At 63.1% G+C, this 26,111-nt stretch carries 23 protein-coding genes; 8 read left to right on the top strand and 15 right to left on the bottom strand.

Annotated elements, in window-relative coordinates:
- Positions 1-43: 43 nt before the first annotated feature.
- Positions 44-2,305, bottom strand: a complete 2,262-nt coding sequence (locus tag KSAC_RS13275) for an RNA degradosome polyphosphate kinase (protein WP_110547094.1) — start codon at positions 2,303-2,305, stop codon at positions 44-46.
- Between the two features lie 111 nt (positions 2,306-2,416).
- Entirely contained in the window at positions 2,417-3,190 is a 774-nt protein-coding gene (locus tag KSAC_RS13270) for a P-loop NTPase family protein (protein WP_132305784.1), read from the bottom strand.
- A gap of 203 nt (positions 3,191-3,393) precedes the next feature.
- Between KSAC_RS13270 and purM the strand changes: the two genes are divergently transcribed.
- The gene (gene purM, locus KSAC_RS13265; protein WP_132305782.1) at positions 3,394-4,422 is read left to right on the top strand and encodes a phosphoribosylformylglycinamidine cyclo-ligase; all 1,029 of its coding nucleotides are present in this window, start codon (positions 3,394-3,396) and stop codon (positions 4,420-4,422) included.
- 7 nt (positions 4,423-4,429) lie between these two features.
- Complete coding sequence (gene purN, locus KSAC_RS13260) at positions 4,430-5,053, top strand: phosphoribosylglycinamide formyltransferase (RefSeq protein WP_132306285.1); 624 nt, start codon at positions 4,430-4,432, stop codon at positions 5,051-5,053.
- Positions 5,054-5,145: 92 nt separating this feature from the next.
- Here purN and ndk read toward each other — a convergent pair whose 3' ends face one another.
- Positions 5,146-5,568 (bottom strand): nucleoside-diphosphate kinase, encoded by a 423-nt coding sequence (ndk, locus tag KSAC_RS13255; RefSeq protein WP_102324503.1) that lies wholly within the window; start codon positions 5,566-5,568, stop codon positions 5,146-5,148.
- Between the two features lie 161 nt (positions 5,569-5,729).
- Between ndk and KSAC_RS13250 the strand changes: the two genes are divergently transcribed.
- Complete coding sequence (locus tag KSAC_RS13250) at positions 5,730-7,619, top strand: ABC-F family ATP-binding cassette domain-containing protein (protein ID WP_102324504.1); 1,890 nt, start codon at positions 5,730-5,732, stop codon at positions 7,617-7,619.
- A 9-nt stretch (positions 7,620-7,628) separates the two neighbouring features.
- On the opposite strand, the gene KSAC_RS13245 is transcribed toward KSAC_RS13250, so the two are convergent.
- Complete coding sequence (locus KSAC_RS13245; protein ID WP_408884761.1) at positions 7,629-8,828, bottom strand: MFS transporter; 1,200 nt, start codon at positions 8,826-8,828, stop codon at positions 7,629-7,631.
- A 215-nt stretch (positions 8,829-9,043) separates the two neighbouring features.
- Here KSAC_RS13245 and KSAC_RS13240 point away from each other — a divergent pair, with 215 nt between their 5' ends.
- Positions 9,044-10,168, top strand: a complete 1,125-nt coding sequence (locus KSAC_RS13240) for an AI-2E family transporter (RefSeq protein ID WP_132305780.1) — start codon at positions 9,044-9,046, stop codon at positions 10,166-10,168.
- Between the two features lie 62 nt (positions 10,169-10,230).
- On the opposite strand, the gene KSAC_RS13235 is transcribed toward KSAC_RS13240, so the two are convergent.
- From KSAC_RS13235 to KSAC_RS13220, 4 genes are read right to left on the bottom strand one after another with little or no spacing between them, the layout of a single operon-like run.
- Positions 10,231-10,815: an HAD family hydrolase gene (locus tag KSAC_RS13235; protein WP_102324506.1), complete on the bottom strand. Its 585-nt coding sequence runs from the start codon at positions 10,813-10,815 to the stop codon at positions 10,231-10,233.
- Entirely contained in the window at positions 10,812-11,315 is a 504-nt protein-coding gene (locus KSAC_RS13230; RefSeq protein ID WP_102324507.1) for a hypothetical protein, read from the bottom strand. Before KSAC_RS13230 ends, KSAC_RS13235 begins: the two co-directional genes overlap by 4 nt.
- 15 nt (positions 11,316-11,330) lie before the next feature.
- Positions 11,331-12,467, bottom strand: coding sequence for a DegT/DnrJ/EryC1/StrS family aminotransferase (locus KSAC_RS13225; RefSeq protein ID WP_132305778.1), 1,137 nt, complete (start codon positions 12,465-12,467; stop codon positions 11,331-11,333).
- Complete coding sequence (locus KSAC_RS13220) at positions 12,464-14,422, bottom strand: polysaccharide biosynthesis protein (protein ID WP_243705225.1); 1,959 nt, start codon at positions 14,420-14,422, stop codon at positions 12,464-12,466. The genes KSAC_RS13225 and KSAC_RS13220 overlap by 4 nt, the downstream gene beginning before the upstream one ends.
- Positions 14,423-14,489: 67 nt before the next feature.
- Between KSAC_RS13220 and KSAC_RS13215 the strand changes: the two genes are divergently transcribed.
- A complete protein-coding gene (locus KSAC_RS13215; protein ID WP_132305776.1) occupies positions 14,490-15,524 on the top strand; it encodes a glycosyltransferase family 4 protein in 1,035 nt (344 codons plus the stop codon).
- Between the two features lie 67 nt (positions 15,525-15,591).
- Here the strand turns inward: KSAC_RS13215 and KSAC_RS13210 are convergent, their stop codons facing one another.
- The 3 genes from KSAC_RS13210 to KSAC_RS13200 all read right to left on the bottom strand — a co-directional run bounded on the left by KSAC_RS13210 (position 15,592) and on the right by KSAC_RS13200 (position 18,122).
- Entirely contained in the window at positions 15,592-16,047 is a 456-nt protein-coding gene (locus KSAC_RS13210) for a hypothetical protein (protein ID WP_102324510.1), read from the bottom strand.
- Between the two features lie 56 nt (positions 16,048-16,103).
- The gene (locus KSAC_RS13205) at positions 16,104-16,520 is read right to left on the bottom strand and encodes a MarR family transcriptional regulator (protein ID WP_110547100.1); all 417 of its coding nucleotides are present in this window, start codon (positions 16,518-16,520) and stop codon (positions 16,104-16,106) included.
- Positions 16,521-16,682: 162 nt separating this feature from the next.
- A complete protein-coding gene (locus KSAC_RS13200; protein ID WP_132305774.1) occupies positions 16,683-18,122 on the bottom strand; it encodes a leucyl aminopeptidase family protein in 1,440 nt (479 codons plus the stop codon).
- A gap of 114 nt (positions 18,123-18,236) precedes the next feature.
- Between KSAC_RS13200 and KSAC_RS13195 the strand changes: the two genes are divergently transcribed.
- From KSAC_RS13195 to fdxA, 3 genes are all read left to right on the top strand, one after another.
- A complete protein-coding gene (locus tag KSAC_RS13195; RefSeq protein ID WP_132305772.1) occupies positions 18,237-20,861 on the top strand; it encodes a helicase-related protein in 2,625 nt (874 codons plus the stop codon).
- Positions 20,862-20,866: 5 nt separating this feature from the next.
- Positions 20,867-21,169, top strand: a complete 303-nt coding sequence (locus KSAC_RS13190) for an RNA-binding S4 domain-containing protein (protein ID WP_118962405.1) — start codon at positions 20,867-20,869, stop codon at positions 21,167-21,169.
- A gap of 189 nt (positions 21,170-21,358) precedes the next feature.
- Positions 21,359-21,691 carry a ferredoxin FdxA gene (gene fdxA / locus KSAC_RS13185; protein ID WP_102324515.1) on the top strand — a complete coding sequence of 111 codons (333 nt, stop codon included), beginning with the start codon at positions 21,359-21,361 and terminating at the stop codon, positions 21,689-21,691.
- Between the two features lie 121 nt (positions 21,692-21,812).
- Here the strand turns inward: fdxA and cyoD are convergent, their stop codons facing one another.
- The 4 genes from cyoD to cyoA are packed head-to-tail and all read right to left on the bottom strand — an operon-like array spanning position 21,813 to position 25,673.
- On the bottom strand, positions 21,813-22,142 hold the full coding sequence (gene cyoD, locus KSAC_RS13180) for a cytochrome o ubiquinol oxidase subunit IV (RefSeq protein ID WP_102324516.1): 330 nt from the start codon (positions 22,140-22,142) through the stop codon (positions 21,813-21,815).
- Positions 22,142-22,747, bottom strand: a complete 606-nt coding sequence (cyoC, locus tag KSAC_RS13175; protein WP_102324517.1) for a cytochrome o ubiquinol oxidase subunit III — start codon at positions 22,745-22,747, stop codon at positions 22,142-22,144. The genes cyoD and cyoC overlap by 1 nt, the downstream gene beginning before the upstream one ends.
- Positions 22,747-24,741, bottom strand: a complete 1,995-nt coding sequence (cyoB, locus tag KSAC_RS13170) for a cytochrome o ubiquinol oxidase subunit I (RefSeq protein WP_118962406.1) — start codon at positions 24,739-24,741, stop codon at positions 22,747-22,749. Before cyoB ends, cyoC begins: the two co-directional genes overlap by 1 nt.
- A 5-nt stretch (positions 24,742-24,746) precedes the next feature.
- The gene (cyoA, locus tag KSAC_RS13165) at positions 24,747-25,673 is read right to left on the bottom strand and encodes a ubiquinol oxidase subunit II (protein ID WP_102324519.1); all 927 of its coding nucleotides are present in this window, start codon (positions 25,671-25,673) and stop codon (positions 24,747-24,749) included.
- Positions 25,674-26,111: the final 438 nt, after the last annotated feature.

The following is a 26,111-nucleotide window of genomic DNA, read 5'->3' as shown; positions in this document are numbered from 1 at the left end:
ATTGCCCGCCCGTGCCGCCATGACCGCGCCCATACCGTAATCCTCAGTCCTCAATAGTCTGTTCCGCATGCCAGGGCTGGGAGGCACTGACCCGGATCGGGGCCTCGCCCCCTGCCTTGCCGCGCCCCGGATAGGACGGGTGCTCCATGAAATACTCATGCGATGAAAACGGCCTGCGTCCCGGCTCCAGCCGACGCCACACCCCGTTGCGCTGCAGTATCCATGACTGAAGGTTGTCCTTAAGGTCGATCATCATGATCTGGTCAAGCACGCGGGCATGAATCTGCGGGTCAAGCATGGGCACCATGCTTTCAACCCGCCAGTCCATGTTGCGCTGCATCCAGTCCGCCGAGGATATGTACAGCTTCGCATGTTTGGACGGAAGCCGGTGGCCGTCGCCAAAGGCATAGATGCGGGCATGTTCCAGAAAACGCCCCACGATCGACTTGACCTTGATATTTTCCGACAGCCCCGGAACGCCGGGCCGCAGGCAGCAGATGCCGCGCACCACCGCCGTAATCCGCACGCCCGCGCATGACGCGGCATAGAGCCGGTCGATCAGGTCGGGATCGACCAGCGAATTCATCTTGAGCCAGATCTGGCCCGGCCTGCCCGCCTGCACATGGGCGATCTCGCCCGCGATCAGGTCTTCCAGCGTGCGGCGGATGGTTACGGGCGAAAACGCGATCGCCTCCATCTTCGCGGGCATGGCGTAGCCGGTCATGTAGTTGAACAGCCGCGCCGAATCGCGCGCCAGTTCCGGGTTGCACGTGAAGAACGACAGGTCGGTATAGATACGCGCGGTGATCGGGTGATAATTGCCCGTGCCGAAATGGGCGTACGACCGCAGCGCCGCCCCTTCACGCCGCACCACAAGGCTGAGCTTGGCATGGGTCTTGAGGTCGGAGAAGCCGAACACGACCTGCACCCCCGCGGCTTCCAGCGCGCGGGCAAGGCGGATATTGGCTTCCTCATCAAACCGGGCGCGCAGTTCGACCATGGCGGTCACGGCCTTGCCCGCTTCCGCCGCCTCGATCAGCGCCTTCACGATGGGACTGTCGCGCGACGTGCGGTACAGCGTCTGCTTGATTGCCACCACGGCGGGGTCAAGCGCTGCCTGCCGCAGGAACTGCACCACCACATCGAAGCTTTCGAATGGATGGTGGACGATCATGTCCCGCGCGCGGATGGCGGCAAAGCAGTCGCCCCCGCAATCGACGATCCGTTCGGGAAAACGCGGGGTATAGGGCGGGAACAGCAGGTCGGGCCGGTCATCGACAATAAGCTGCTTGAGGTCCACCACCCCGATCAGCCCTGACTGGACGAACACCTCATCCGGCGGCGGGCCAAGCCCCTCGGCCATGGAGCGGGCGAGATCCTCGGGCATGCGGGATTCGATGTCGAGATGGATCACCACGCCACGCCTGCGCCGCTTGAGGGCGGATTCGTAGGAGCGCACAAGATCCTCGGCCTCGTCCTCGAACTCGACATCCGTATCGCGCACCACGCGCATCACACCCCATTCCCCCGCCACAAGACCGGGGAACAGATGGCCGATGCACATGACGATCAGGCGTTCAAGCAGGATGAAGCGCGTCTTGCCCGGCGGGGACAGACCTGCGGGCAGACGGATGAAACGCTCGATCCGCGCGGGCAGCAGGATCAGCGCCTCCATCACGAACTGGCCGGTCTCGGCGTTCATGAGCCGCAGGGCCTGCGCGATGCCCATATTCGGCAGGAAGGGCAGCGGATGGGCGGGATCTATCGCAAGGGGCGTGATGACTGGGAAAACACGCTCCATGAAGCAGTTTTCCAGCCACGCCTGTTCTTCCGCCGTGAACGAGACCTCATCACACAGGACAATACCCGCCGCTTCCAGTTCACGCTGGAGGTCGCGCCAGATACGCTGCTGTTCCTGCAACAGCCGCCCAGTGCGCTCCCGCACGGCGGAAAGCTGCTGCTGGGGCGTCATCCCGTCGGGCGAGGTCTTGAGCAGTCCTTCGCGCACCTGTCCCACCAGACCGGCCACGCGCACGGAATAGAATTCATCCAGATTGCTGGCGCTGATCGACAGGAAGCGCACCCGTTCCAGCAGCGGGTTGCGGGGGTTGTCGGCCTCGTCCACCACGCGCTGGTTGAAATCCAGCCAAGACAGTTCGCGGTTTATGAACCGCGCGGGCGACGTGGCGTCCGGCAGGGGTTCCGCCGGTTCGCGCAACGCGACCTGTCGCCCTGTTGCGACACGCCGCCGGACACGCGGCGCCTTTGCTGCGGGGGTGGAAGGGTTACGTGGCGATCTGGCCAATTGTCTCGCTCTCCCGCTTGGGTGGCACTCTTATGATTATGTCCGACTCTAGGCCAGCAGCACACGCCTTGACCAGAGCCAGTGCGGCAGGCCGTCCGGATCAGGGACCATTCAGGCTTCGGGTTCGGATTCCTTCCCCTCCGCCATCATTGTCCCCACCAGCATGTCCGCCAGCGCGCGGGTGGCAAGGGCGCGCGTGACCCGCCCCCCATCGGCAAGGGCGGCATGATCCAGCCTGCGCACGGCTTCCTGCATGGCAAGGGCGGTACGCGGCAGGCGGCGCAGAAGCCATTCGACCACCGGCTGCGATACGACAATCTGGCGTTCCGCCAGCAGCCGCAGCAGCAGCACCCGCAGCAGCCCGTCACCGGGCTGGCGTATGGCCACGGCCATGGTCGCGCGCAGGCGGCTGGCAAGATCCGGCAGCACGACCGGCCAGCGCGCAGGCGGTTCACGCCCGCCCATCAACAGGGCGATACCGTGTTCACGGGCGGTATTGAGCAGGTGCAGCAGCGCCCGTTCATCCGTGCAGCAGTCGGCCTCGTCCAGCACGATGGCCATAACCGGCGCGTGGCCGCCCGCGCCAAACAGCGCGGCGACATGCCCGTGAGACAGGCTGGGCCCCTGCAACAGCAGCGCATCGTGCATCTGCGCCCATATTTCCAGCATGTGGGTCTTGCCCGTGCCTGCCGCCCCCCACAGGGCCAGCCTGCGGTCCGGCCACGGGGTGGGACCAAGCAGCCAGCTTCGCGCAGCGGCGTTGGAGGCGGAAAAGACGAAATCATCCGCAGCGAATCGGGGCGTGTGGGCAAACGGCAACACCAGTTGCCCGATCGCGCCGCCAAGCGCGTTTTCATCCGTTTTCAGCTTCGTGCGCTCAACCACCGCTTTGTGCGTTGCCCCGCCTTGACGTAAAGAAAGCCGGAAGTCCGTTCGATCCCCGGTTCCGTGCTGCGGTTTCCATAGCCTGCCTGCGGGAGTCCGGAAGTGATAGTTTGATTACGAAAAGGCCCGCCGCATGACGTCCGCCCCGCCCGCCTGCCTCCCCCGCCGATACAGCACCAGGCGCCACCTACCGCGATGCCGGTGTGGACATTGCCGCGGGTGACGCGCTTGTCGAAGTCATCAAGCCTGCCGCCCGCGCGACGGACCGCCCCGGCACGATGGGTGGCCTTGGCGGGTTCGGCGCGCTGTTTGACCTGAAGGCCGCCGGTTTTTCCGATCCCATCCTTGTGTCATGCACCGATGGCGTGGGCACCAAGCTCATGATCGCCATCGAAAGCGGACTGCATGAAACGGTGGGTATCGATCTGGTCGCCATGTGCGTGAACGATCTGGTGGTGCAGGGCGCGACCCCCCTGTTCTTTCTGGACTATTTCGCAACGGGCAGGCTGTCGATTGACGATGCGGCGAAGGTGGTGCGTGGCATCGCAAAGGGCTGCGCCGATTCCGGCTGCGCGCTGGTCGGTGGCGAAACGGCGGAAATGCCGGGCATGTACGCCCCCGGCCACTATGACCTGGCCGGTTTTTCAGTTGGCGCGGCGGAGCGCACGGCGCTTCTGCCGGGCAGCATCCAGCCCGGTGACACGCTGATCGGCCTGCCCTCGGCTGGCGTGCATTCCAACGGCTTCTCGCTGGTGCGCAACATTGTCACCCGCAGCGGGCTGGCATGGGATGCGCCCTGCCCCTTCGCCGATGGCCAGACACTGGGCGAGGCCCTGATGACGCCCACGACCCTGTATGTGCATCAGGTTCTGGACCTGCACCATGCCGGGCTGCTGGTGGGGGCGGCGCACATCACCGGCGGTGGTCTGCCGGGCAACCTGCCCCGCGTGCTGCCCAAGGGCATGCGCGCCGTCATTGATGGGTCCGCATGGCCGATCCCGCCCGTGTTCCAGTGGCTGGCCAGCACCGGCAATGTCACGACCGAGGAAATGCTGCGCGTATTCAACTGCGGCATCGGCATGGTGCTGGTCGTGCGCGACAGCGCGGCGGCCCTTGCCCGTCTGGCCGAACGCGGGCAGCAGGCCTTCGTCATCGGGTCCATCGCGCAGGGCGAAACCCCGGACGCCCCGGCCACGCTGGCCTTCGACAGCCTGCCCGGACTGCGTGACTGAACCCGTGGTGACGCACAAGAAACCGATCGCGATCCTGATCAGCGGACGCGGCAGCAATATGCGCGCGCTGATCGAATCGTGCGCGCAACCGGACTATCCCGCCCGGATCGCCCTTGTCCTGTCCAACAATCCCGACGCGCCGGGACTGGACGTGGCGCGCGAAGCCGGACTTGCAGCCCACGCCATCGACCACCGCCCCTATGGCCGGGACCGGGAGGCGCATGAGCGCGCGCTGGACGCGGCGCTGCGCGCGGCAGGCGTGGAATATATCTGCCTTGCGGGCTACATGCGGCTGCTTACCCCGTTCCTGACCAGTGCATGGGCGGACCGGATGCTCAACATCCATCCCAGCCTGCTGCCAGCCTTCCCCGGCCTGCATACGCATGAACGCGCGCTGGAAAACGGCACGCGCATTCATGGCTGCACGGTCCACTGGGTAACGCAGGGCATGGATGAAGGCCCCGTCATCGGGCAGGCAGCCGTGCCCGTTCTGGACGATGATACGCCCGACACGCTGGCCGCGCGCGTATTACGGCAGGAACACAGGCTGTATCCGGCCGCCCTGCTGCGCGTGCTGGACCCCGCGGGCGCGCCCGTGCCGGATGCGGCGGCCAGCCTGCTGTCCGTATAAGGCCGGAACCATCCGGGCATGAAAAAAGCCGGCCCATAGGCCGGCTTTTACATGGGCGGGGCAGAACCCCGCATCCTTCCGGTCCGTAAGGATCAGGGCAGGATTTCGGTGCCGGCGAAGAAGAACGCGATTTCGTTCTTCGCGTTTTCAAGGCTGTCCGAACCATGGACGGAGTTCGCTTCGATGCTTTCGGCGAACTGCGCGCGGATGGTGTTGGCTTCGGCCTTCTTGGGGTCGGTCGCACCCATCACTTCGCGGTTCTTCAGGACAGCGTTCTCACCTTCGAGAACCTGCACCACGACCGGGCCGGATACCATGAAGGACACCAGGTCGTTGTAGAACGGGCGTTCCTTGTGCACTTCATAGAACGCGCCAGCGGTTGCGGGCGTGAGCTGGATGCGCTTCTGGGCGACGATGCGCAGGCCGTTGTCTTCAAACACGGCATTGATCTTGCCGGTCAGATTGCGACGGGTCGCATCGGGCTTGATGATGGAGAGGGTACGTTCAACTGCCATGGGACAGCTCCTTTCAAACAGGTGATGGAATATAACGAGACGGCATCGGTCATAAACCGCCATCGCCTTACAAGCGCCATCTAGAGCATATCGCCGCGGACTGGTAGGTACAACCCGCACGAAACCAGCCATGTCCCCCATATTGCCGGAGTTTTCCGCCCGTGAGCCTGCTCGTCATATCCGACCTGACCCTGCGCATTGCAGGGCGCACCCTGCTTGATGGCGCAAGCCTGAGCATCGATCCGGGGCGCAAGATCGGCCTTGTGGGCCGTAACGGGGCGGGCAAATCAACATTGCTGGCCGCGATCGCGGGCGACATTGCGCCCGATGGGGGCAGCATCCACATGTCGGCGCGCGCACGCATGGCGCGCATCCGGCAGGAAGCGCCCACGGGCTACGGCTCCCTGCTGGAAACCGTGCTGGCGGGCGATACCGAACGCACGGAACTGCTGGCCGAATCCGAAACCTGCGCCGATCCTGCCCGCGTGGCCGATATTCATGAACGCCTGCTGGCGATCGACGCGCACAGCGCACCCGCACGGGCGGCGGCCATCCTGTCGGGTCTGGGATTTGACGCGGCGGCACAGGCGCGGCCCGTATCGGATTTTTCGGGCGGGTGGCGCATGCGCGTGGCGCTGGCAACCGCGCTGTTCCTCAATCCCGACCTGCTTTTGCTGGATGAGCCGACCAACCACCTCGACCTTGAAGCCACGATCTGGCTGGAAAACTGGCTGGCGCGGTTTTCGGGGGCAGCGCTGATTGTCAGTCATGACCGGGGGCTGCTGGACCGCGCGGTGGACGCCATCGCCCATCTGGATCACGGCAAGCTGACGCTGACACCCGGCGGGTATGAGGAATTCGTGCGCATCCGCACCGAACAGGCCCTGCAGCAGGCCCGCATGGCTGAACGCATCAATGCAAAACGGGCGCATATGCAGTCCTTTGTGGACCGTTTCCGCGCCAAGGCCACCAAGGCCCGTCAGGCACAGGCACGGCTGAAGGCGTTGCAGAAGCTGCCGCAGATCGACAGCGTGATCGAGGACGCGCCCAGCCAGTTTTCCTTTCCCGAACCCTCCGCCCTGCCGCCGCCCATGCTGACCATGGACCGGGTTTCCGCCGGGTATGGGGACCATACCATCCTGTCGCACCTGTCCCTGCGCATCGACATGGAAGACCGGATCGCCCTGCTGGGCGCGAACGGCAACGGCAAATCCACCTTCGCCAAGCTGGTGGCGGGGCGGCTGGAGCCGCAATCGGGCACGATCCAGCACAGCCCGAAGCTGAAAGTCGGCTATTTCGCCCAGCACCAGGCCGAGGAACTGCGCCCCGACGAAACCCCGGTGGACCACATGGCCCGCGCCCTGCCCGGCGCAGCCCCTTCCGCCGTGCGTGCGCAGCTTGCCCGCTTCGGGCTGGATGCGGAACGGGCCGATACCGTAACGCGCGACCTGTCGGGCGGCGAAAAGGCGCGCCTGCTGCTGGCGCTGGCGACACGCGACGCGCCGCATCTGCTCATACTGGATGAACCGACCAACCATCTGGATCTTGACGCACGCGATGCGCTGATCCGCGCTCTGGCGGAATTCGAAGGCGCCGTCCTGCTGATCAGCCATGATCCGCATCTGGTGGAACTGGTGGCCGACCGGCTGTGGCTGGTGGGAGATGGCACGGTGCGCCCATTTGATGGCGACATGGCGGAATACCGCACATGGCTTACGGAACGCGCGCGCGCCGCCTCCCAGAGCGATCCGTCACGCCCGGCGGCGGCCCCCAAACGCGATGACCGCCGTGAGCGTGCCGAAGCCCGCAAGGCGCTGGCCCCGCTACGCAAGCGAATCCGCGATGCGGAACAGCTTATGGCCCGACTGGTGGCCGAGCGTACCAAGCTGGAAACCCGTCTGGCGGACCCGGCCCTGTATGAAGGCGGCAAGGCCGATGAGGTCACGGCCCTGAACACCCGCCTTGCCGCCATCGCACGCGAACACGACAAGGCGGAAGAAGACTGGCTGGAAGCCGAAACCGAGATGGAAGAAGCCGCAAGCGCGGACTGAGCGCGGACGTCAGGCGGGCATGTGGCGGCGTTCCAGCCGCTGCGCCACCAGCGCCAGCGTAAAGACGGCCAGACCGGCTGCCGAAAGACACGCCCCGGCCCAGCCCACCGACTGCGCGCCGTAACCGGCGGCGATCACCGCCCCGCCCAGCCACGCGCCAAACGCATTGGCGATATTGACCGCGGAATGGTTAAGGGCCGCGGCCAGAACCTGTGCATTGCCCGTCACATCCATAAGGCGCGTCTGAAGCGCGGGCAGCAGCGCGATGATGCCGCCCATGAGGCTGATGACCAGCAGGATCAGCCCAGGATTGCCCGCGCAGATGGGAAACAGGCACGACATGAGCGTGCTGCCCGCCAGCGTCACGACAACCGCGCGCGCGGGACTGACATCCACCAGCCGCGCGCCCGCCATGTTGCCCGCCACCATACCCACGCCCCATAGCGACTGCGCCAGCGGCACGACCCAGACAGGGGCGTGCGTGACCGTCAGCAGCACTTCGGACATGTAGGTGCCCACGCAGAACATTCCCCCGAACCCGATCGCGCCGGTCGCCAGCGTAAACCACACCTGCCGGCGACCCAGTGCGCCCAGTTCCCGCAGGGGCGCGCTGGACGGTTCCGCCGCCACTTCGGGCACATTGCGCGCGATCAGGCCAAGGGCCAGCACACTCATAATCGTGATGACCCCGTACATCATGCGCCAGCCCAGCAACTGCCCGCCCCATGTGGTCAGCGGTACGCCCACGACATGCGCCACGGTCAGGCCGACAAACACGCCCGCCACCGCCCGCCCGCGGCGGCCCGGTTCCACCATGGCGGCCATGACCAGTGCGGCCACACCATAGAAGGCCCCGTGCGGCAGGCCCGTCAGGAACCGCGCATAGAACAGCGACCGGTATCCCGGCGACAGGACCGACGCGGCATTGCCCACCACGAACAGGGCCTGCAGCACCAGCAGCAGCCTGCGCCGCGACAGGCCCGCGCCGATAATGGTGATAAGGGGCGCCCCCACCACCACGCCCAGCGCATAGGCGCTGATGACGTGCCCGGCCACCGGCACCGATACGCCAAGCGAACGCGCAACGCCGGGCAGGACGGCCATAAGCGCGAATTCCCCCGTGCCAATGGTGAACGTCGCCACCGCCAGCGCAAGTTCGGCCGCCCCCTCGCGCCCGCGACCGGCCGGGAGGGAGGGAAGAATGTTCAGGCTACGCACATCTCGACCCTTTCCCGGCGGGATGGAATGGCTTACGGCTAAGCGTATCAGTGCCGCAGCGGTCCTGTACACACAATGCCGCAAATCCGGCATCACCTTATGGAAATCCGGTTCGACCTTCCTGCCTTCCAATACGTTATGCCGGTCAGACCCCGCCGGATTTTACATCCTGCGGGACCTGTGCCGCCCACCCTACGGACATATTGATGACAGCCTCTCCCCCACCGGCTTCTTCCCAGCACACCACACATCATGAACACGAACAGGCGAAAGACAGCGTGACCGATCCCCGCGCCGTCCAGCTTGCCCGCATTTTCAGCCTGCTACGTCTGGCCATCGTCGTTACCGTCGTGGTCGTGCTGATCTGGCTGGTGGGCGACGTGCTGATGGTCATCTTCGCCGCCACGCTGGTGGCCGTCATCCTGCATAACCTTGCCGGTATCGTGGAACGGCATACGCGCCTGCCCTACTGGCTGGCGCTGACAGCGGTGGTGGTCGTGCTGATCGCTGCCCTGACCGCACTGATATGGAGCAGTGGCCCCGAAATATCGGAACAGGCGGTCAAGCTGCGCACCGCCCTGAGTGAACAGGCCCACAGCCTGCGCGACCGGATGGGCAATTCCTCCATCGGGCGGATGATCCTTGATAACCTGCCCTCCTCCCTTGGCGGGAACGAACCGTCCTCGGGCGGCAGCGGCTTCGGTTCGCTGGCGGGATCCATGACGGGATTCGTGTCCTCCGCCTTCGGTGCGGCGGGCACGCTGGCGGTCATCCTGATCGCGGGGCTGTATTTCGCCATATCGCCCGAACTCTATGTCAACGGCATGCTGCGGCTGGTCCCGCATGAATACCGCAAGACATCACGCGACCTGCTGCTGACGGCGGGGCGCACCCTGTGGGCATGGACGGCGGGACAGGCGCTGGACATGACGGTGGTGGGGCTGCTGTCCTTTATCGGGCTGTGGTGCATCGGCGTGCCACTGGCCCTTGCGCTGGGGGTGGTGGCGGGGCTGGCCAACTTCATCCCCTATATCGGCGCGTTCGTAGGCGCCGTGCCTGCCGTGCTGATCGCCCTGTCGCAGGGCACGCGCGAAGGGTTCATGGTCATGGGCCTGTATGCCGCGATCCAGTTTTTCGAAGGCAACGTGATGGCCCCCCTGATCCAGCGCCACGCGGTGCAGATGCCACCGGGGCTGACCATCCTGTCCCAGACGATCTTCGGCACCATTCTGGGCGTGCCGGGCCTTATCCTGGCGTCTCCGCTGACTGCCGCCCTTCTGGCCACGGCGGACCGCGCCACGCCCAGGCTTGAAGATGACGAACGCGTCTGAACGCAAAAGGGGCGGGAGAATATCCTCCCGCCCCCGTCCGGCCTGAATGGATCATCTCCTGCTCAGGGCAGGAGCGTATTTACATCGACATGGGGCATGCCGGCCCGGCCTGCCGCCTGCATGCCTTCGCGACTGTCCTCGAACACAAGACAGGCGGCCGGATCAACTTCCAGCCTGCCCGCGGCCAGAAGGAACATGTCCGGTGCGGGTTTGGGGTTCGCCACATCGTCAATGGTGACGATGACGTCAAACAGTCGCTCAAGCCCCAGATGGCGCAGGCAGGCCGACACCATCTGCCGTGACCCGTTCGACGCCACCGCCATGGGCAGGCGGCCATGATACTGCCGCGCAATATCCGTCACGACCGTGATTTCACGTAATACATGCAGCTTTTTCAGCATGCCTTCCCGCGCGCGGGTGATGATGGTGTCACGGTTCACGCTGCGGCCCAGACGATGTTCGACAATATCGAGCACCATCTGTTCCGATATGCCGCCGTGGCCGTGGAACCATTCCAAGGGCACGCTCTGGCGGATTTCGTCCTCCAGCGCCGCAATCCACCCTTCACGATACAGGGGCAGGCTGTCGACGAGGGTACCGTCACAGTCGAAGATCAGCCCCGCCGTACCCTCGCGCACCAGTCTCATGGAAAAGCGGACCGGGGATAGTCGTACTGGTTCACAAGGTCACGCAGCACCCCGAAATCCCTGTCACTGAAATGATGGACACGGATGACCGCACCGGGCCGTGACTCCACGAATACGGTGTTGTTCCAGTCAGCCGCGCTGATACCGGTCCACAGCGTGATACGGTATGGCTCCGCCGGCTGGTGGGCGCCTGCCCCGGCCTGCTGGTCGTGCGCGTCGGGCGCCACCTGCATCATCAGCACGGCATCCCCCGTTGAAGGCGGGGTCTGGCCCAGCGGCCCCCAGCCTGCGGTATGACCCTGCAACCAGTCATTGAACGTGTGGACCTGGGCTGCCGTCAGCGTGCGTTCCGCGCGCATGGGACCGACGGCAATGGTGCCCGATTCCATGGTGGGGAAGCTCAGTGGCCGGAAATTGGGCATGGCCATGTACCACAACCCTGCTGACGTACCGATCGTGATAAACAGGAACCCGATCAGCAGGACTGTCTCGCGTTTCATTTGCGTATGTTCTCCTTAAGCGCACACGGCCGCGACAACCCGGCCCACGTCATGATCCGTCAGTTCGGGGTGCATCGGCAATGCAAGGATGCGCTGTGACAGATCTTCCGCCACCGGCAGGGGGCTGCCATCATGGCTGGCCCTGTAGGCTGGCTGCAGGTGCAGCGGGCGGGGATAATAGATGGCCGATGCGATTCCGCGCGCCTTCAGCCTGTCCTGGATGGTGGCGCGGTCTTCCGCCCCACCGGTCAGGACCGAATAGATCGCCCATGACGATTCACTGTCCGCCACGCGGGCGGGCGGAATGACACACCCGGCCAGGCCCGCGTCATAACAGTCAGCGATTACGCGCCTGCGGCCCAGTTCCATGTCGAATACGTCCAGCTTGGCCAGCAGGATCGCCGCCTGAATCGTGTCCAGCCGGGCATTCATGCCGGTACGCAGCACCTCGTAACGGGTCTTGCCTTCCCCATGCGTGCGCAGCGAACGGTAGAGTTCGGCGCGCGCCGGGTCATCGGTCAGGATACCGCCCGCATCGCCGTAGGCCCCCAGCGGCTTGGACGGGAAGAAGGACAGCGTAGTAGCCACGGCTTCGCGCCCCAGCCTGCGCCCGGACAGCGTGGCCCCGAAAGCCTGCGCGCAGTCGGCCATGAGGAACAGGTCTTCTTCGTCCGCGATGGCACGCAGTTCGGGCCATGGCGCGGGCTGGCCGAACAGATCGACCCCGATCACCGCACGCGGGCGCAGGCGGCCTGCCTTGCGCACATCCGCAATGCGGCGGCGCAGGCTGGCGGGATCGATCTGGAAGGTTGCGGGGTCCACATCGACAAAAACCGGCGTCGCCCCCAGCACCAGCGGCACCTCCGCCGTGGCGGTATAGGTGAAGGCGGGCAGAAATACCGCATCGCCCGCGCCGATCCCTTCGGCCATCAGCACGATCTGGATCGCATCCGTCCCCGAGGAGACGCCCACGCATTCCGCCGCACCCGCATAGCTGGCCAGACGGGATTCGAGTTCCATCACCTCCGGCCCCATGACGAAGCGGCAGTGCCGCATGACCGCGTCCACGCGCTGCTTGATCTCTTCGGCGATCAGGCTCTGCTGCTTGGGCAGGTTCAGGAAACCTATGGGCGTTTCCACCGGAGCATTCATGATGCATTCCTTTCCACATCAACCCGCCCCGCCGGGACCGGCGCGACCACGCCATGCGGGTTATGTACGAACTCGGGTACCAGCCTGCGGACCAGATCGAGCGCCTGCACGCTATCACCATTCCGGCATGCCGCAGTAAGTGCATCCATGATATTGGCAGCCTGCGCAAGGTCCACCGTACGCGGTATTGCCATCCGCAGGCCGGGACAGCCGGTGGGCTGCAGGGTTTCCTGCTGGTAAAACAGGTCTTCCGCCAGCTTTTCCCCCGGTCTCAGTCCGGTAAAGCGGATCTGCACGTCCCGGTCGGGCCGCAGGCCCGCCAGCACGATCATCTGCCGCGCCAGATCGACAATACGTACAGGTGTCCCCATATCCAGCACGAATACGCCACCCCGGCATAATAGCGGCGCAAGCCGTCCCGCCTGCGCGCCCGTGCCACAGGCGCTGGCCTGCAATACCAGCCCCACCGCTTCGGATACGGTCATGAAATAGCGCTGCATGCGCGAATCGGTCACGGTCAGCGGTCCCCCGCGCTCAAGCTGGCGCTGGAACAGCGGAATGACCGATCCGGTTGATCCCATGACATTGCCGAACCTTACGGTCACACAGCGCATGGCCCGGTCTTCCCCACCCCTGCGGGCCTGCGCGTCCAGAGCCTGACAGTACATTTCCGCCACCCGCTTGGACGCCCCCATGACACTGGCGGGATTGACCGCCTTGTCGGTCGAGACCAGCACCATCGCCTTTACGCCATGGCGGCGCGCGGTATCCGCCACGATGCGGGTGCCGGTGACGTTGGTCAGCAGTCCCTCGCACGGGTTTTCCTCCACCATGGGCACATGCTTCAGCGCGGCTGCATGAAAGACCAGTTCGGGACGGAAGCGGGCAAAAACCGCATCCATGCGCGCAGCGTCACGTATGTCCGCCAGTACGAGATGCCGGGGAACCTCCGCCGCCTTTTCCGTCAGGTCGACATCCACCTGCCATAACGGATATTCCCCGATATCCAGCAAAACCAGTTCGGCGGGGCCATGACGGGCGATCTGCCGGGCCAGTTCGCTGCCGATCGATCCCCCCGCCCCGGTAATCATGACCCGCCTGCCGCGCAGCATGTCCGCAATACCACCCCCATCCTGCGGCAGGGGGGGACGGTTGAGCAGATCCACCAGCCGGACAGGGTGCAGCGGCGCGGATTGCCCCCCGGCAATACCCGACAGGTCGGGCATGCACCGCACCTGTGTGCCGGTTTCCTGCGCCACATGCAGCACGGCGGACAGGCGCTCCCCCCGGAAGCGGGGATCGGTTACGACCAGCAGCAGATCGCCCCCCCCATCCATGTCCGAAAGGATACGGGCCAGATCAGCCACCTGTCCCAGCACCGGCACGCCACGCAGCCGTCGTCCCGGTCGGCGCTGGGGGCCTTCCACCACCATGCCCACGACCTGACGCCCCCTGTCGGGCATGAGCCGGAGAAAGCGGCTGGCCATTTCCCCGCCCCCCAGCAGGATGATGCGCCCGTCCGACAGCCTGCCCCGACCGCGCCGACACTCCCGCCAGTGCTGGTATCCAGCCCGCGCGCCCGCCATGAACACGAAAACCGTCAGGGCATAAACCACGCTGAAGGACAGATCGCGCGCGCCGTCCAGCGCCAGCGTGCCCATGGAAAGCATGCCCGCAAGCACGCAGGCGCAGCCAAGCCGCCAGAAGTCGGATCGCCCGGCAAAACGCCAGTGCTGCTGGAAAATACGGAACGGCCAGCCCGCGACGGCAATCCACCCCATACCGGCGACGGCCGGCCCCCATACCGGTCGTGCCCCCGACATGCCCCCCGCACAATGCCCCGCCATGGACGCAGCCCTCCCCATGATGATATCAAGGGTAAAGTTCAGCGCTATGGTCCGTGTCATGCGCAGCCGCTCGGTCAGGGCGGGATTGCTGGAGGATTGCGTAACCATTATCCCCCTCCTATAGCCGAGGGGACGGAGGGCAAGAAGGAGAGATCATGCCCCGATCCCCGCTTTCATGACCATTACGCATTCCGCTTATGCCACAGCAGCCGTTTTTGGCCTTCTGCTGGTGGCATGCGCCCTGTTGGCGGCCATCGTGTCGCACCGCGTCATCAGCCTGCGTGTCATGGACTGCCCCACCAGCCGCAGCGCGCACGCCCAACCGGTGCCGAAGGGCGGCGGACTGGCCATTCTGGCCGTATTCCTGCCCGGCGTGCCACTGGCGGAGCTGCTTTTCCACCATATGCCTGACCGCGCGGATATGACGCTGCTGTTCGCCACGGCAGGGCTGGGACTTTTTTCATGGCGCGATGACATTCATCCCATGCCCGCCGCATGGAAACTGCTGGCGCAACTGGCCGCCGCCGTACTGGTGGCGTGGGGATGCAACGCCTCCCCGTCCAACGCCGCTGCATGGATGCCCTTTGTCGTGGCGGTGCTGTGGCTGGTCTGCCTGTGTAACGCCATGAACTTTGTTGATGGGCTGAACGGGCTGGCCAGTGGCTGCACCCTGCTGGCGTGCCTTGTCACGGCGGGGTTGTGTCTTATGGCACAGGCCGGGGTGGAAATATGGGGCACCGCGCTGGTGCTGGCTGCTGCCATTGCCGGTTTCCTGCCCTTCAACTTCCCCCATGCGCGGCTGTTCATGGGGGATGTAGGCAGCCAGTGCTGCGGGCTTGTGCTGGGCGCGCTGGGACTACGCATGGGGGGCGCGCACCTGCCCCATGCGGAAATGCTCATGCCACTTATCGTGTCGGGGGTGCTGGCGGATGTATTCGCAACCCTGCTGCGTCGTGCATGGCGCCGTCGACCGCTTATGCAGGCCCACCGGGAACATTTCTACCAGATGGCCCATCGCAGCGGCATGAACGCCACCCGGCTTACCCTGCTGGCATGGGGCGGAACGCTGTATGGGGGCATCATTGCGAGTGCCGTGGCCGGGGGGACAGCCACGCCGTTTGCAGGGGCCACTCTGGCTGGCATTGCGCAACTGCTATGGGCTGCTGTGGTCATGCGACGGGTGCGCCACAGGCCGGGGCTGACATGGTAACGAAAACAGGGGGAACAGCCTTCCGGCCATCCCCCCTGTCAGAAGATATCAAGGCTGAAACCCTGACTTATTTATGCAGCGTAATTTTCATACCCTGAAGGGCTGCCGCCAGACGGCCACCGGAACTGGTGGTGTCGATCTGGATGCGTACGCCCGCGGGGTTGTTTAGTACCATGCCGCCGACGCCGGTGCCTGCGGTGACCTCACCATTGACGGCGGCGTAACTGCCTTCAAAATCCTGCAGGCGGTGGAGGTTATAGACCGTGCCCCGACCTTCTATCGTGGAGTAGCCCACAGCCGCCAGCGACCCGCCTTCGATCTTGAAGCGGTAGGTATGGTGCTGATACGTCAGCCGCCCCGTGCCCCAGGTGTGGCCCACCCCGATATCCAGTGACTTGAACTTCATCGTGACCTGACCTGACGGCGTGCCAAGCGAGGAATCCGCCGCCATCGCCATGGTGGACAGGCCAGCAAACGGCGCCATTGCTATGGCAATGACAGCCAGACGTCGTGATATACGCATGGGATCGACCCCTTCAGTCCATCAGTAATGCATGAAGAGAACTACGGCCTGCACCTTTAGCCCACGCGGCGCAGGGTCTCGGCGGCGCGACGCGCACGGGGGGCCTTGCGGACGGGGGTTGCCGCCTTTTCCTGCGTCGTTTCGGTCACGATCGTGCACAGGTCACGCAGATAGGCGTTGCCCTTGAGCGTGCGCTTGATCAGCACGGAACGACGATCCATCGGATCGGGCGTGCGGCGGGCAAGGTCCAGATCCTTCAGCCGGTCCAGCGCGCGGGTGATCGCGGGCTTGGACACGTTCAGTTCGGCTGCAAGGCCACGCACGGTATGCGCATCTTCGCTGAGATAGCAGGTCAGGAATACGGCCAGCTGGCGGGCAGACAGGTCGGGACCGTCGCGGCGAACCATTGCGACAATGGTTTCACGCAGGGAGTTGATCATCTGATCCGTCTGAGCCTGGGATGTCTTGGCCATCGATTGGAATCCTTTGTCGAATATCAGCCCCGCCGATCGGCACACATGTGGCGGAATCGGACCGGGGCTGGAATGATGTCTTATCGTTCTGCCTATATAATTAGCATTTACGGCATATATAAGTCGCACAAAGGGATTTAGTTCGCTTGTGGGATTGTTTCTTTATCGATGCATTCTGTCCTCGATATTAAAAATAGTTAATATAGCGGCATAAGTTGCTCTTAACCCTAGGCTTTCCCCACCTTCCGGGCGGCCGGGTCGTGACGAATCATTCCATCCATACGTATCGATATGAACCCAACGCACATCTGCGCTGACAAAATTCTCTAGAAAAAGCGCCGCCGTAATGGCCCCGGCCATAGGTTTGGATGAAATATTGTTCAGGTCTGCCACCGGACTGTTCAACCATTTGCGGTAACCCGGCCATAACGGCAGCCGCCATAGCGGGTCGCCACAGGCATGGCCCGCCGTGACAAAAGCGGTGCCTGCTTCGTCGCTATTGGTGAACAGGGCGGGTACGTCCGGTCCCAGCGCCACGCGGGCAGCCCCCGTCAGGGTCGCGGCATCCACCAGCAGGTCGGGCTGGTGTTCGCAGGCGGCATGCAGCAGGTCACACAGCACCAGTCGTCCCTCGGCATCGGTATTGCCGATTTCGACCGTCAGCCCCGCACGGGTCCGCACCACATCGGACGGGCGCATCGCATGGCCCGACACACTGTTTTCCACGCAGCCAAGCCGCAGTTCCAGCCGCACCGGCAGATCGCGCAACACGATCAGACGGGCCAGAGCCAGCATGATGGCGGCCCCGCCCATATCCTTTTTCATCCGCAGCATGGAGGATGCGGGCTTGATGTCGTACCCGCCGGTATCGAAACACACACCCTTACCCGCCAGCGAGACCAACGGCGCGTCCTCCGTCGCCGTGCTGCCCTGCCAGCGGGCTTCCACCACGCAGGGCGCACGGTCGGAGCCCGCGCCAACGTGAAAGATGGTGGGAAAATCCCGTTCCAGCCACTCTGCGCGAATGACCGAAACCTGCACGCCCAGCGGTTCGAGCGCCTGCGTTGCGGCGGCAGCCAGATCGTCAGGCCCCATGAGGTTGGGCGGCGTATTGATAAGAGAACGCGCAAGGTTAACGCACTGGGCCATCTGGGCCGCATCGTGTTCCGTCGCGTCCACCACCAGTCGGCTCCGGGCCGGAGCGGGCGGCGTATCGCGCCCGAAACCGGGCATACGGTACGCGCCCAGACAGAAACCAAGGGCAACATCCGCCCCGTCGATGTCCGCAGGCGTACTGACCCGCCACAACCCCGCAGGCAGCGAATCGGGCAGCGCACCGAAGACGAACGGATCGGCTCCTTCCCCTTCCTCGCCCAGCCCAAGCAGGGCCGTGGTGATGCCCCCCCCGGCGTCGGGCAGAAGCTGCACCTGCCCGTAACGGGCGACAAAGCCGGACCGGGTGGCAAAGCGGGCAGCCGTTTCGCCCACAAGGGCGGCCAGCCCTGCACAGCCGTCAGGGCGGATGGCATGCACCACGCCCACATCCTGTCCGGCCACGTCCTGCGCCATGACCAGACAGTCCTGAGTTTCCACCACGTTCACTGCACATCCTCCGTACCGCATTTTCCTGTTGGCAGGGTGCGTCCGGCTACCATGCAACGCAAGCCGCATGTGGTTTTGCTTGCATTTGCCGCCACTTGGCCGGAGCATATCCCCATGACGGGTGTACCCACGGGTCCTGGCGGCCCCTATCGCACTGCGGCCGGACAGGGTTCCGGTCCCCATTCCGACATGCGGGTCCGGGCAGTGCTCGGCCCGACCAATACCGGAAAGACCCATCTGGCCATAGAACGGCTGCTTTCCCATTCCAGTGGCATCATCGGCTTCCCGCTCCGCCTGCTTGCACGGGAGAATTATGACCGTATGGTCGCGCGCAAGGGCGCGCATGCCGTCGCCCTGATAACCGGCGAAGAAAAGATCGTGCCCCCGAAGGCCCGCTGGTTTTCGTGTACGGTCGAGGCCATGCCGCTGGACCGACGGGTGGAATTCGTTGCGGTGGACGAAATCCAGCTCTGCGCGGACCCGGATCGCGGACATATCTTTACCGACCGCCTGCTGCATGCACGCGGCACGGCGGAGACCATGTTTCTGGGCGCCGATACCATCCGCAACCTGATCCGCCGCCTTGTGCCGGGCATAGAAATCGAACATCGGCCCCGCCTGTCACAGCTTACCCATGCCGGGGCGTGCAAGCTGACCCGCCTGCCGCCGCGTTCGGCCATTGTCGCCTTTTCCGCGGGTGAGGTGTACGCCATTGCCGAACTGCTGCGTCGCAGGCGTGGCGGCTGCGCCATTGTCATGGGCCAGCTTTCCCCCCGGACGCGTAACGCGCAGGTGGCGCTGTATCAGGAAAAGGAAGTGGATTATCTGGTCGCGACCGACGCGATCGGGATGGGGCTGAACATGGATGTCAACCATGTAGCCTTTGCCAGCCTGTCCAAATTCGATGGCACGCGCATCCGCCCCCTGGCCGCAGGCGAAATCGCGCAGGTGGCCGGACGCGCCGGGCGCGGGCTTCGTGATGGCACCTTCGGCACGACAGGCACCTGCCCGCCGCTGCATGAAGAACTGGCCGAAGCGGTGGAACAGCATCGTTTCGATCCGCTTACCCGCCTGTCATGGCGTAACAGCGACCTCGATTTCTCATCCCCCGATACCCTGCTGGCCAGTCTCAACCGCCCGTCCCCCCGTGGGGAACTGGTCGCGGGCCACGAAGCCAGCGACATGCTGGCCCTTGCAGCACTGAGCGCCAATACCGAAATCCGCCCACTGGTCCGCTCCCGCGCAGCAACCCGGCTATTATGGGAAAGCTGCCAGATCCCCGATTTCCGCAAACTGGGCGATGACAGCCATATTCGGCTGTGCGGGCGTATTTTCACCCATATCATTCAGGACGGGCGCATTCCCGCTGACTGGCTGGACAGACAGATCACCCATTTCTTCCAGACGGAAGGCACCATTGATTCGCTTATGCAGCGGCTGGCGGGCATCCGCGTATGCAGCTACATCGCATCCCGCACGGGCTGGATCGCCAATGCGGAACACTGGCAGGCCCGCACCCGTGAAGTGGAAGACCGCCTGTCCGACATCCTGCATGAACAACTGACCGCCCGCTTCGTCGATCGCCGCGCCACAACCCTGATCCGGCGGCTGGATGAAGGCGTGCATGACAGCCTGCTTTCTGCCGTAACGGCACAGGGCAATGTGGTGGTGGAAGGCCACGAGGTCGGGCGCATCGCGGGGCTGGACCTGATCGCCGGTGAACATGACGATGCGGAGGACGGGCGGCTGCTGATGCGCGCGGCCCGTCGCGCCGTGCGGAGCGAGATCCCGCGCCGTGTCGCCCTGCTGGTGCAGGATGATGACGCGCAGTTCGCCTTTTCCCCCGACGGGCTGCACGTCATGTGGCAGGATATGCCTATCGCGCGCCTGCAACCCGGCCCCCACGTGCTTTCGCCCCGCCCGCAGGTGCTTGATAACCCGCTACTGGACAATGCCCAGCGCGAACGCATCCGCAACCGGCTCCAGACATGGCTGGGACAGGTGGTACGCGAACATCTGGCGCCCCTTTTTGCCGTGCAGGCCGCAGTGGCCAGCACGCCGGACCTACGCGGGCCTGTCCATCGCCTATGTGAAGGGGCCGGGATCGCCCCGCTTCATCGCGGCGAACGCTACGATCAGGACACGATCCGTCGGCTACGGCGACTGGGCATAAAGGTGGGGCATTATAGTCTGTTCATGCCCGCAATCCTGAAGGAGCAGCCCATGCGGCTGCGCGGCTGGCTGATCGCCATCAGCCTGAACATGCCCTGCCCGCCCCTGCCCGCCATGAGCCGCATTTCCCTTGCACCCGATGCCCCCCTGCCCGCAGCGTTCATGGATCGCATGGGCTGGCTGGAAACCGGCCCAGTAAGGATCAGGCTGGACATTGCGGAAAAGATCATTCTGGAACTGGCCCGCATGACCCGGCGCGCGCCCGTGCCACTGCCGCCCCTGCTGGCATCGCGTCTGGGCATACGCCGCGAAATGCTGCCAGCGGTCATGAAGGGAATGAACATGCGGGTGTATCATCCGCGACCCATGGCCGCCGATCATTATGGGCCGCCCGCACCCGTCATGATCCGTTTCCTGTCCGATACAACCGGAAACAAAAGGGATCGCGTCCCGTCCGCTGAGAAAGACCGGGCGAAGAAACGTAATGCCGCCCCAGGTTCCCGTCGCCGCGCCATTCGCCCCGACAGTCCCTTCGCGGCGCTTGCCACACTGTTTGACCGACCGTAACGCCCATGAACCAGACTGCTACCCCCGAAACTTCCCCCACGGCCCAGCGTCTGGACCTGTGGCTGCTGCATGCCCGTTTCGGGCGCAGTCGCAGCGCATGCGCCCAGATCGCGGCCGGCGGTCAGGTCCGCATCAACCGGCAGCGCGTAACCAAGGCCCACGCACAGGTTCATACAGGGGACATCCTGACACTGCCCGCCCCCGACAGGAAAAGCGTGATTGTCATTCGCGTTACAGGCTTCGCGGCCAGACGACAATGCGCCTCACTTGCACAACTTCTGTATGAAATTCTTCCCGAATCCATCTGAATATTGTGTCCGCAACGCCAATGCTGCGCGTGATTATGCATTACCCGCTGTCTTGGGCTTGCCACGGCAGGAAAACGCTCTCATATCTTCCGCCATTCCCGATGAGATCAGGCCCGGTGTGGCACCTCATCCCTTTCAATGGCCGGGCCTATTGCCGCAGGCCGAACAAATAATGATCGGAGATAGGCGATGACCTATGTGGTCACCGAAAACTGCATTCGCTGCAAATTCACAGATTGTGTCGAAGTCTGTCCGGTTGACTGCTTCTACGCGGGCGAGAACTTTCTCGTAATCAATCCGGACGAATGCATCGATTGCGGCGTGTGCGAACCGGAATGCCCCGCTGAGGCCATCTTCCCCGATAGTGACGACCGTGCGACCCCGTGGGCGGAACTGAACGCCAAATACGCAGCCGTATGGCCGAACATCACACGCAAGCTCGACGCCCCGGCCGATGCCGAGGAATGGAAAGACAAGCCCAACAAGAAGGACCTTCTTTCCCCCGAACCCCACAAAGGCTGATCCCCGCCTTTCCCGTAGGGTTGTTCATAAAAAAAGACCGGCACGATTTCTCGTGCCGGTCTTTTTTTATGCCGTCTGCCCCGGAGGCAGTTGCCTGCCCCCGAAGCCCGCATGACATCGCTTAGCGCGACATCATGTTGATGGACGTGTCATGCATGATGAACATCGTGCCGGCCACAAGGACCAGAACCGACAGCACCGTGAATGTAAACGCCATGACGTTCCAGCGCTGCTCGGACGAACCGTTCATGTGCAGGAAGTAGATCAGGTGAACCACGATCTGGACCACCGCCAGCAGGGCAATCGCCCCACCGGTGGCGGAGGGTGACATCGCATGCGACATCACCAGACCGAAGGCGGCCACCGTCAGGATGACGGCAAGTACGAACCCGGTAAGGTAAGATCCTACGCTACCGTGGCCCTCTCCCGAGGATGAAATATGTTCAGCCATCAGAGCACACCCATCAGATAGACAAAGGTGAAGACACAGATCCAGACAATGTCCAGGAAGTGCCAGAACAGGCTGAGGCAGGTCAGCTTGCCGATCATGCGCTCGTTCAGCTCGGTCTTGCCAGCCGTCTGGAACAGCAGGACAGCCATCCACAGCAGGCCGCAGGTAACGTGCAGACCGTGCGTACCCACAAGCGTGAAGAACGCGGACAGGAACGCACTGCGATCCGGGCCGTTGCCTTCAGCAACCATGTGGGAGAACTCACGGATTTCCATGAACAGGAAGCCCAGCCCCAGCAGGAAGGTCACCCCGAGCCAGGTCCGCATGGTGCTGACCTTGTTCTCGTGGGCGGCAATCATGCCGAAACCGTAGGTGATGGAGCTGAACAGCAGGATTGCCGTTTCAATGCCAACACCCGAAAGTTCGAACACTTCGTGGCCGGTCGGACCGCCGGCAAACTGGTCACGCAACACCGCGAACACTGCGAACAGCGTACCGAAGATGATGCAGTCCGTCATCAGATACAGCCAGAACCCGAACACCACGGGAGATTCGTGGTGTTCATCATGGGCATGGGCTGCATCAGCAGTCATATTTTGCGCCATTATTCCGCTGCCTGTGCTGCCATAAGGTTATGGGAGTGCTCCTGCTCGATACGGACCACTTCGGACACCGGCACATAATAGTCGACGTCATTGTTAGCCGAACGTGCGATCACCGTAGCGATGACGCCAATCAGACCAACAGCCGCCAGCCACCAGATGTACCAGATCGCACCGAAGCCAAGCACGAAGCTGAAGGCACCGATCAGGAAACCGCATGCCGTGTTCTTGGGCATGTGGATCGGCTGATAGTTGCCACCGGCCTGACGCGTGTCGATACCGGCTTCCTTGTCATGGGCAAAGGCGTCCAGTTCATGCACTTCCGGCAGGATGGCGAAGTTGTAGAACGGCGGGGGCGAAGACGTGGACCATTCCAGCGTACGTGCGTTCCAGGGATCGCCCGTCAGGTCGCGGTTTTCGGCCAGGTTGCGGTCGCGGATCGAAACATAAAGCTGGGTCAGCTGGCAGACGATACCGCCTGCGATCAGAACTGCGCCAACTTCAGCGATCAGCAGCCACATGTGCCATTCGGGGTTGTCGTAGTGGTTCATACGACGGGTCATGCCCTCGAAACCAAGGACATACAGCGGCATGAAGGCGAAGTAGAAGCCAACGAACCACAGCCAGAACGCGCGCTTGCCCCAGGCTTCGTTCAGCTTGAAGCCGAAAGCCTTCGGGAACCAGAAGTTCATGGCGGCAACGTAACCGAAATACACGCCACCGATGATCACGTTATGGAAGTGGGCGATAACGAACAGCGAGTTATGCAGCACGAAATCGGAAGCCGGGATAGCCAGCATGACGCCGGTCATACCACCGATGGAGAAGGTGATCATGAAGCCGATCACCCAGTACATGGTTGCGTGGAATTCGACGCGACCCTTGTACATCGTGAACAGCCAGTTGAAGATTTTCACCCCGGTCGGAACCGCGATGATCATCGTCATGATACCGAAGAACGCATTCACGTTCGGGCCGGCACCCATGGTGAAGAAGTGGTGAACCCACACAACCAGCGACAGAACCATGATGGAAGCGGTCGCGTAGACCATGGTCTTGTAGCCAAACAGCGGCTTGCGGGAGAAGGTCTGCGTGATTTCGGAAAAGGCGCCGAAGGCAGGCAGAACCAGGATGTACACTTCCGGATGGCCCCAGCCCCAGATCACGCTCAGATAGAGCATCTGGTTGCCGCCGCCGTCATTGGTGAAGAAGTGCATGCCCAGGTAACGGTCCAGACCAAGCAGGCCCATGGCCACGGTCAGGATCGGGAAGGCAACCATGATCAGCACGGTCGTGCAGAAGATGGTCCAGGTGAACACCGGCATACGCATGTAGGTCATGCCAGGCGCACGCATCTTCACGATGGTCGCGAAGAAGTTCACACCCGTCAGCAGCGTGCCGACACCGGACAGCTGCACCGCCCAGATGTAGTAGTCAACACCGACACCGGGGCTGAACTGCTGTTCGGACAGGGGCGGATATGCAAGCCAGCCGCACTGCGAGAACTCACCGATGAACAGGGAGACGTTAACCAGCAGGAAGCTGATGGTCGTCATCCAGAAGCTCAGCGTGTTCACGAACGGAAAGGCCACGTCACGCGCACCGATCTGCAGCGGCACCACGATGTTCATCAGACCCTGCATGAACGCCATGGCCATGAAGAAGATCATGATCGTGCCGTGTGCGGAGAATATCTGGTCATAGTGGTGCGGCGGCAGGTAGCCGGGGTTGCCGGCATAGGCCAGCGCAAGCTGGGAGCGCATCATGATCGCGTCCGCGAAACCACGGAACAGCGCCACGAGGGCTACAACGATATACATGACACCAATGCGCTTGTGGTCGACCGAGGTCAGCCATTCACGCCACAGGTAGCCCCATTTACCGTAATAGGTGATGAGACCGACAACGGCGAGGCCAGCAATGGCAGCACCGATGAACGTCCCAACAAGAATCGGCACATCATACGGGATGGCCGACAATGTTAATTTGCCAAACATCTGTCCTATTCCTTCATGTTCATGTCGGACATCGCGGACTGCTGCACGTGCAGCATCTTGCCGGTGCTCTTATCCATGACCATGCCGTTGTTGTACTTGGCAACGATGTCATCGAAGAGACCTGTGTCGACATGCGAGAAGTATTCAACCGGGTTGGCCTCGCTCGGCGCGGCCAGCTTGGGATAGCTTGCGCTGTCCAGCTGCTCGGAAGAAGCCTTCACCTTCTCGACCCACGCGCTGTACTGGTCCGCCGGCATTGCCAGCGCACGGAAGCGCATGTCGGAGAAGCCACGACCGCTGAAGTTGGAGGACTCACCCAGGAAGTCACCCGCTTCGTTGGCAATCAGGTGCAGTTGTGTCTGCATGCCGGCCATGGCGTAGATCATCGTACCGAGACGCGGGATGAAGAAAGAATTCATCACGGAATCAGAGGTGATCCGGAAGTCAACCGGCGTATTCACCGGCATGGCCATCTGGTTTACGGTCGCGATCCCTTCATCCGGATAGATAAAGAGCCATTTCCAGTCCAGTGCCACAACATCGACATGAATTGGCTTGACGTTAGCCTCTGCTTCAAGGGGCTTGTACGGGTCAAGCGAATGACAGGTCTGATAGGTCAGTACCGCCAAGAACAGGATGATCAGGCTGGGAACGGCCCAGATGATCACCTCGATCTTGTTGGAATGCGACCATTTCGGCAGATATTCCGCAGCCGTATTGGACTGACGGTAGTGCCAGGCGAACACCAGTGTCAGGATACAGACCGGCACAACGACCAGCAGCATCGCGAACACCGAAGTCAGGATCAGGCTTTTTTCCTGAAGACCGATCACGCCCTTGGGGTCAAGTGTATCCCACGTGCAGCCTGCTAACAGCACTGCCGAAGATAAACTCACTAGCTTAGTTAATCTTGGCAAGATTTTTTTCTTCATCTCACGCCTCGTTGGTTTCGACATCACCCTGTTTTGCTCACATCCTCGCTTCATCCACGGGCTTAGACAACAACGGTCACGTTATACGCTCGGCAGGGAAAATGCATCGCCTTTCCCCCGGCACCCAGCGACATCGCGCCCACGTCGACTTCCGAAAGGGGACAATCGACCCTTTTCCGGTTTGCATCCGTCATGAGTTAGTTGCCGACCGGCTGACCATGATCTTGATCAATACGGCCCGCCAGACCTTACGTAATTATTACTGTCAGGGCAGATCGGACCATAAATCGCGATGCCGTCCTGTGTGCTGAAGCGCATGTCCTGTGCCGCTCACCCTTTCATATAGTTTTTCTATTCAAGGGTTATCCGACCGGAATGCCCTTAGAGGCAAGCCTTCACATAATATTTCAGAAAATTACAGAAGGAAGAATTTATCTA

The organism is Komagataeibacter saccharivorans, from assembly GCF_004348195.1.
Classification (GTDB): Bacteria; Pseudomonadota; Alphaproteobacteria; order Acetobacterales; family Acetobacteraceae; genus Komagataeibacter; species Komagataeibacter saccharivorans.
This window is presented reverse-complemented; position numbering and strand designations above follow the sequence as displayed.

What these genes read in the sequence shown, in the direction of transcription:
- KSAC_RS13195 (WP_132305772.1), top strand. Translation starts at nt 18,237, where the DNA reads ATGACGGGTGTACCCACGGGTCCTGGCGGCCCCTATCGCACTGCGGCC.
- ndk (WP_102324503.1), bottom strand. Translation starts at nt 5,568, where the DNA reads ATGGCAGTTGAACGTACCCTCTCCATCATCAAGCCCGATGCGACCCGT.
- cyoB (WP_118962406.1), bottom strand. Translation starts at nt 24,741, where the DNA reads ATGTTTGGCAAATTAACATTGTCGGCCATCCCGTATGATGTGCCGATT.
- cyoD (WP_102324516.1), bottom strand. Translation starts at nt 22,142, where the DNA reads ATGGCTGAACATATTTCATCCTCGGGAGAGGGCCACGGTAGCGTAGGA.
- KSAC_RS13210 (WP_102324510.1), bottom strand. Translation starts at nt 16,047, where the DNA reads ATGCGTATATCACGACGTCTGGCTGTCATTGCCATAGCAATGGCGCCG.
- cyoC (WP_102324517.1), bottom strand. Translation starts at nt 22,747, where the DNA reads ATGGCGCAAAATATGACTGCTGATGCAGCCCATGCCCATGATGAACAC.
- KSAC_RS13205 (WP_110547100.1), bottom strand. Translation starts at nt 16,520, where the DNA reads ATGGCCAAGACATCCCAGGCTCAGACGGATCAGATGATCAACTCCCTG.
- fdxA (WP_102324515.1), top strand. Translation starts at nt 21,359, where the DNA reads ATGACCTATGTGGTCACCGAAAACTGCATTCGCTGCAAATTCACAGAT.
- cyoA (WP_102324519.1), bottom strand. Translation starts at nt 25,673, where the DNA reads ATGAAGAAAAAAATCTTGCCAAGATTAACTAAGCTAGTGAGTTTATCT.
- KSAC_RS13215 (WP_132305776.1), top strand. Translation starts at nt 14,490, where the DNA reads ATGACCATTACGCATTCCGCTTATGCCACAGCAGCCGTTTTTGGCCTT.
- KSAC_RS13225 (WP_132305778.1), bottom strand. Translation starts at nt 12,467, where the DNA reads ATGAATGCTCCGGTGGAAACGCCCATAGGTTTCCTGAACCTGCCCAAG.
- KSAC_RS13220 (WP_243705225.1), bottom strand. Translation starts at nt 14,422, where the DNA reads ATGGTTACGCAATCCTCCAGCAATCCCGCCCTGACCGAGCGGCTGCGC.
- KSAC_RS13240 (WP_132305780.1), top strand. Translation starts at nt 9,044, where the DNA reads ATGACAGCCTCTCCCCCACCGGCTTCTTCCCAGCACACCACACATCAT.
- KSAC_RS13235 (WP_102324506.1), bottom strand. Translation starts at nt 10,815, where the DNA reads ATGAGACTGGTGCGCGAGGGTACGGCGGGGCTGATCTTCGACTGTGAC.
- KSAC_RS13230 (WP_102324507.1), bottom strand. Translation starts at nt 11,315, where the DNA reads ATGAAACGCGAGACAGTCCTGCTGATCGGGTTCCTGTTTATCACGATC.
- KSAC_RS13190 (WP_118962405.1), top strand. Translation starts at nt 20,867, where the DNA reads ATGAACCAGACTGCTACCCCCGAAACTTCCCCCACGGCCCAGCGTCTG.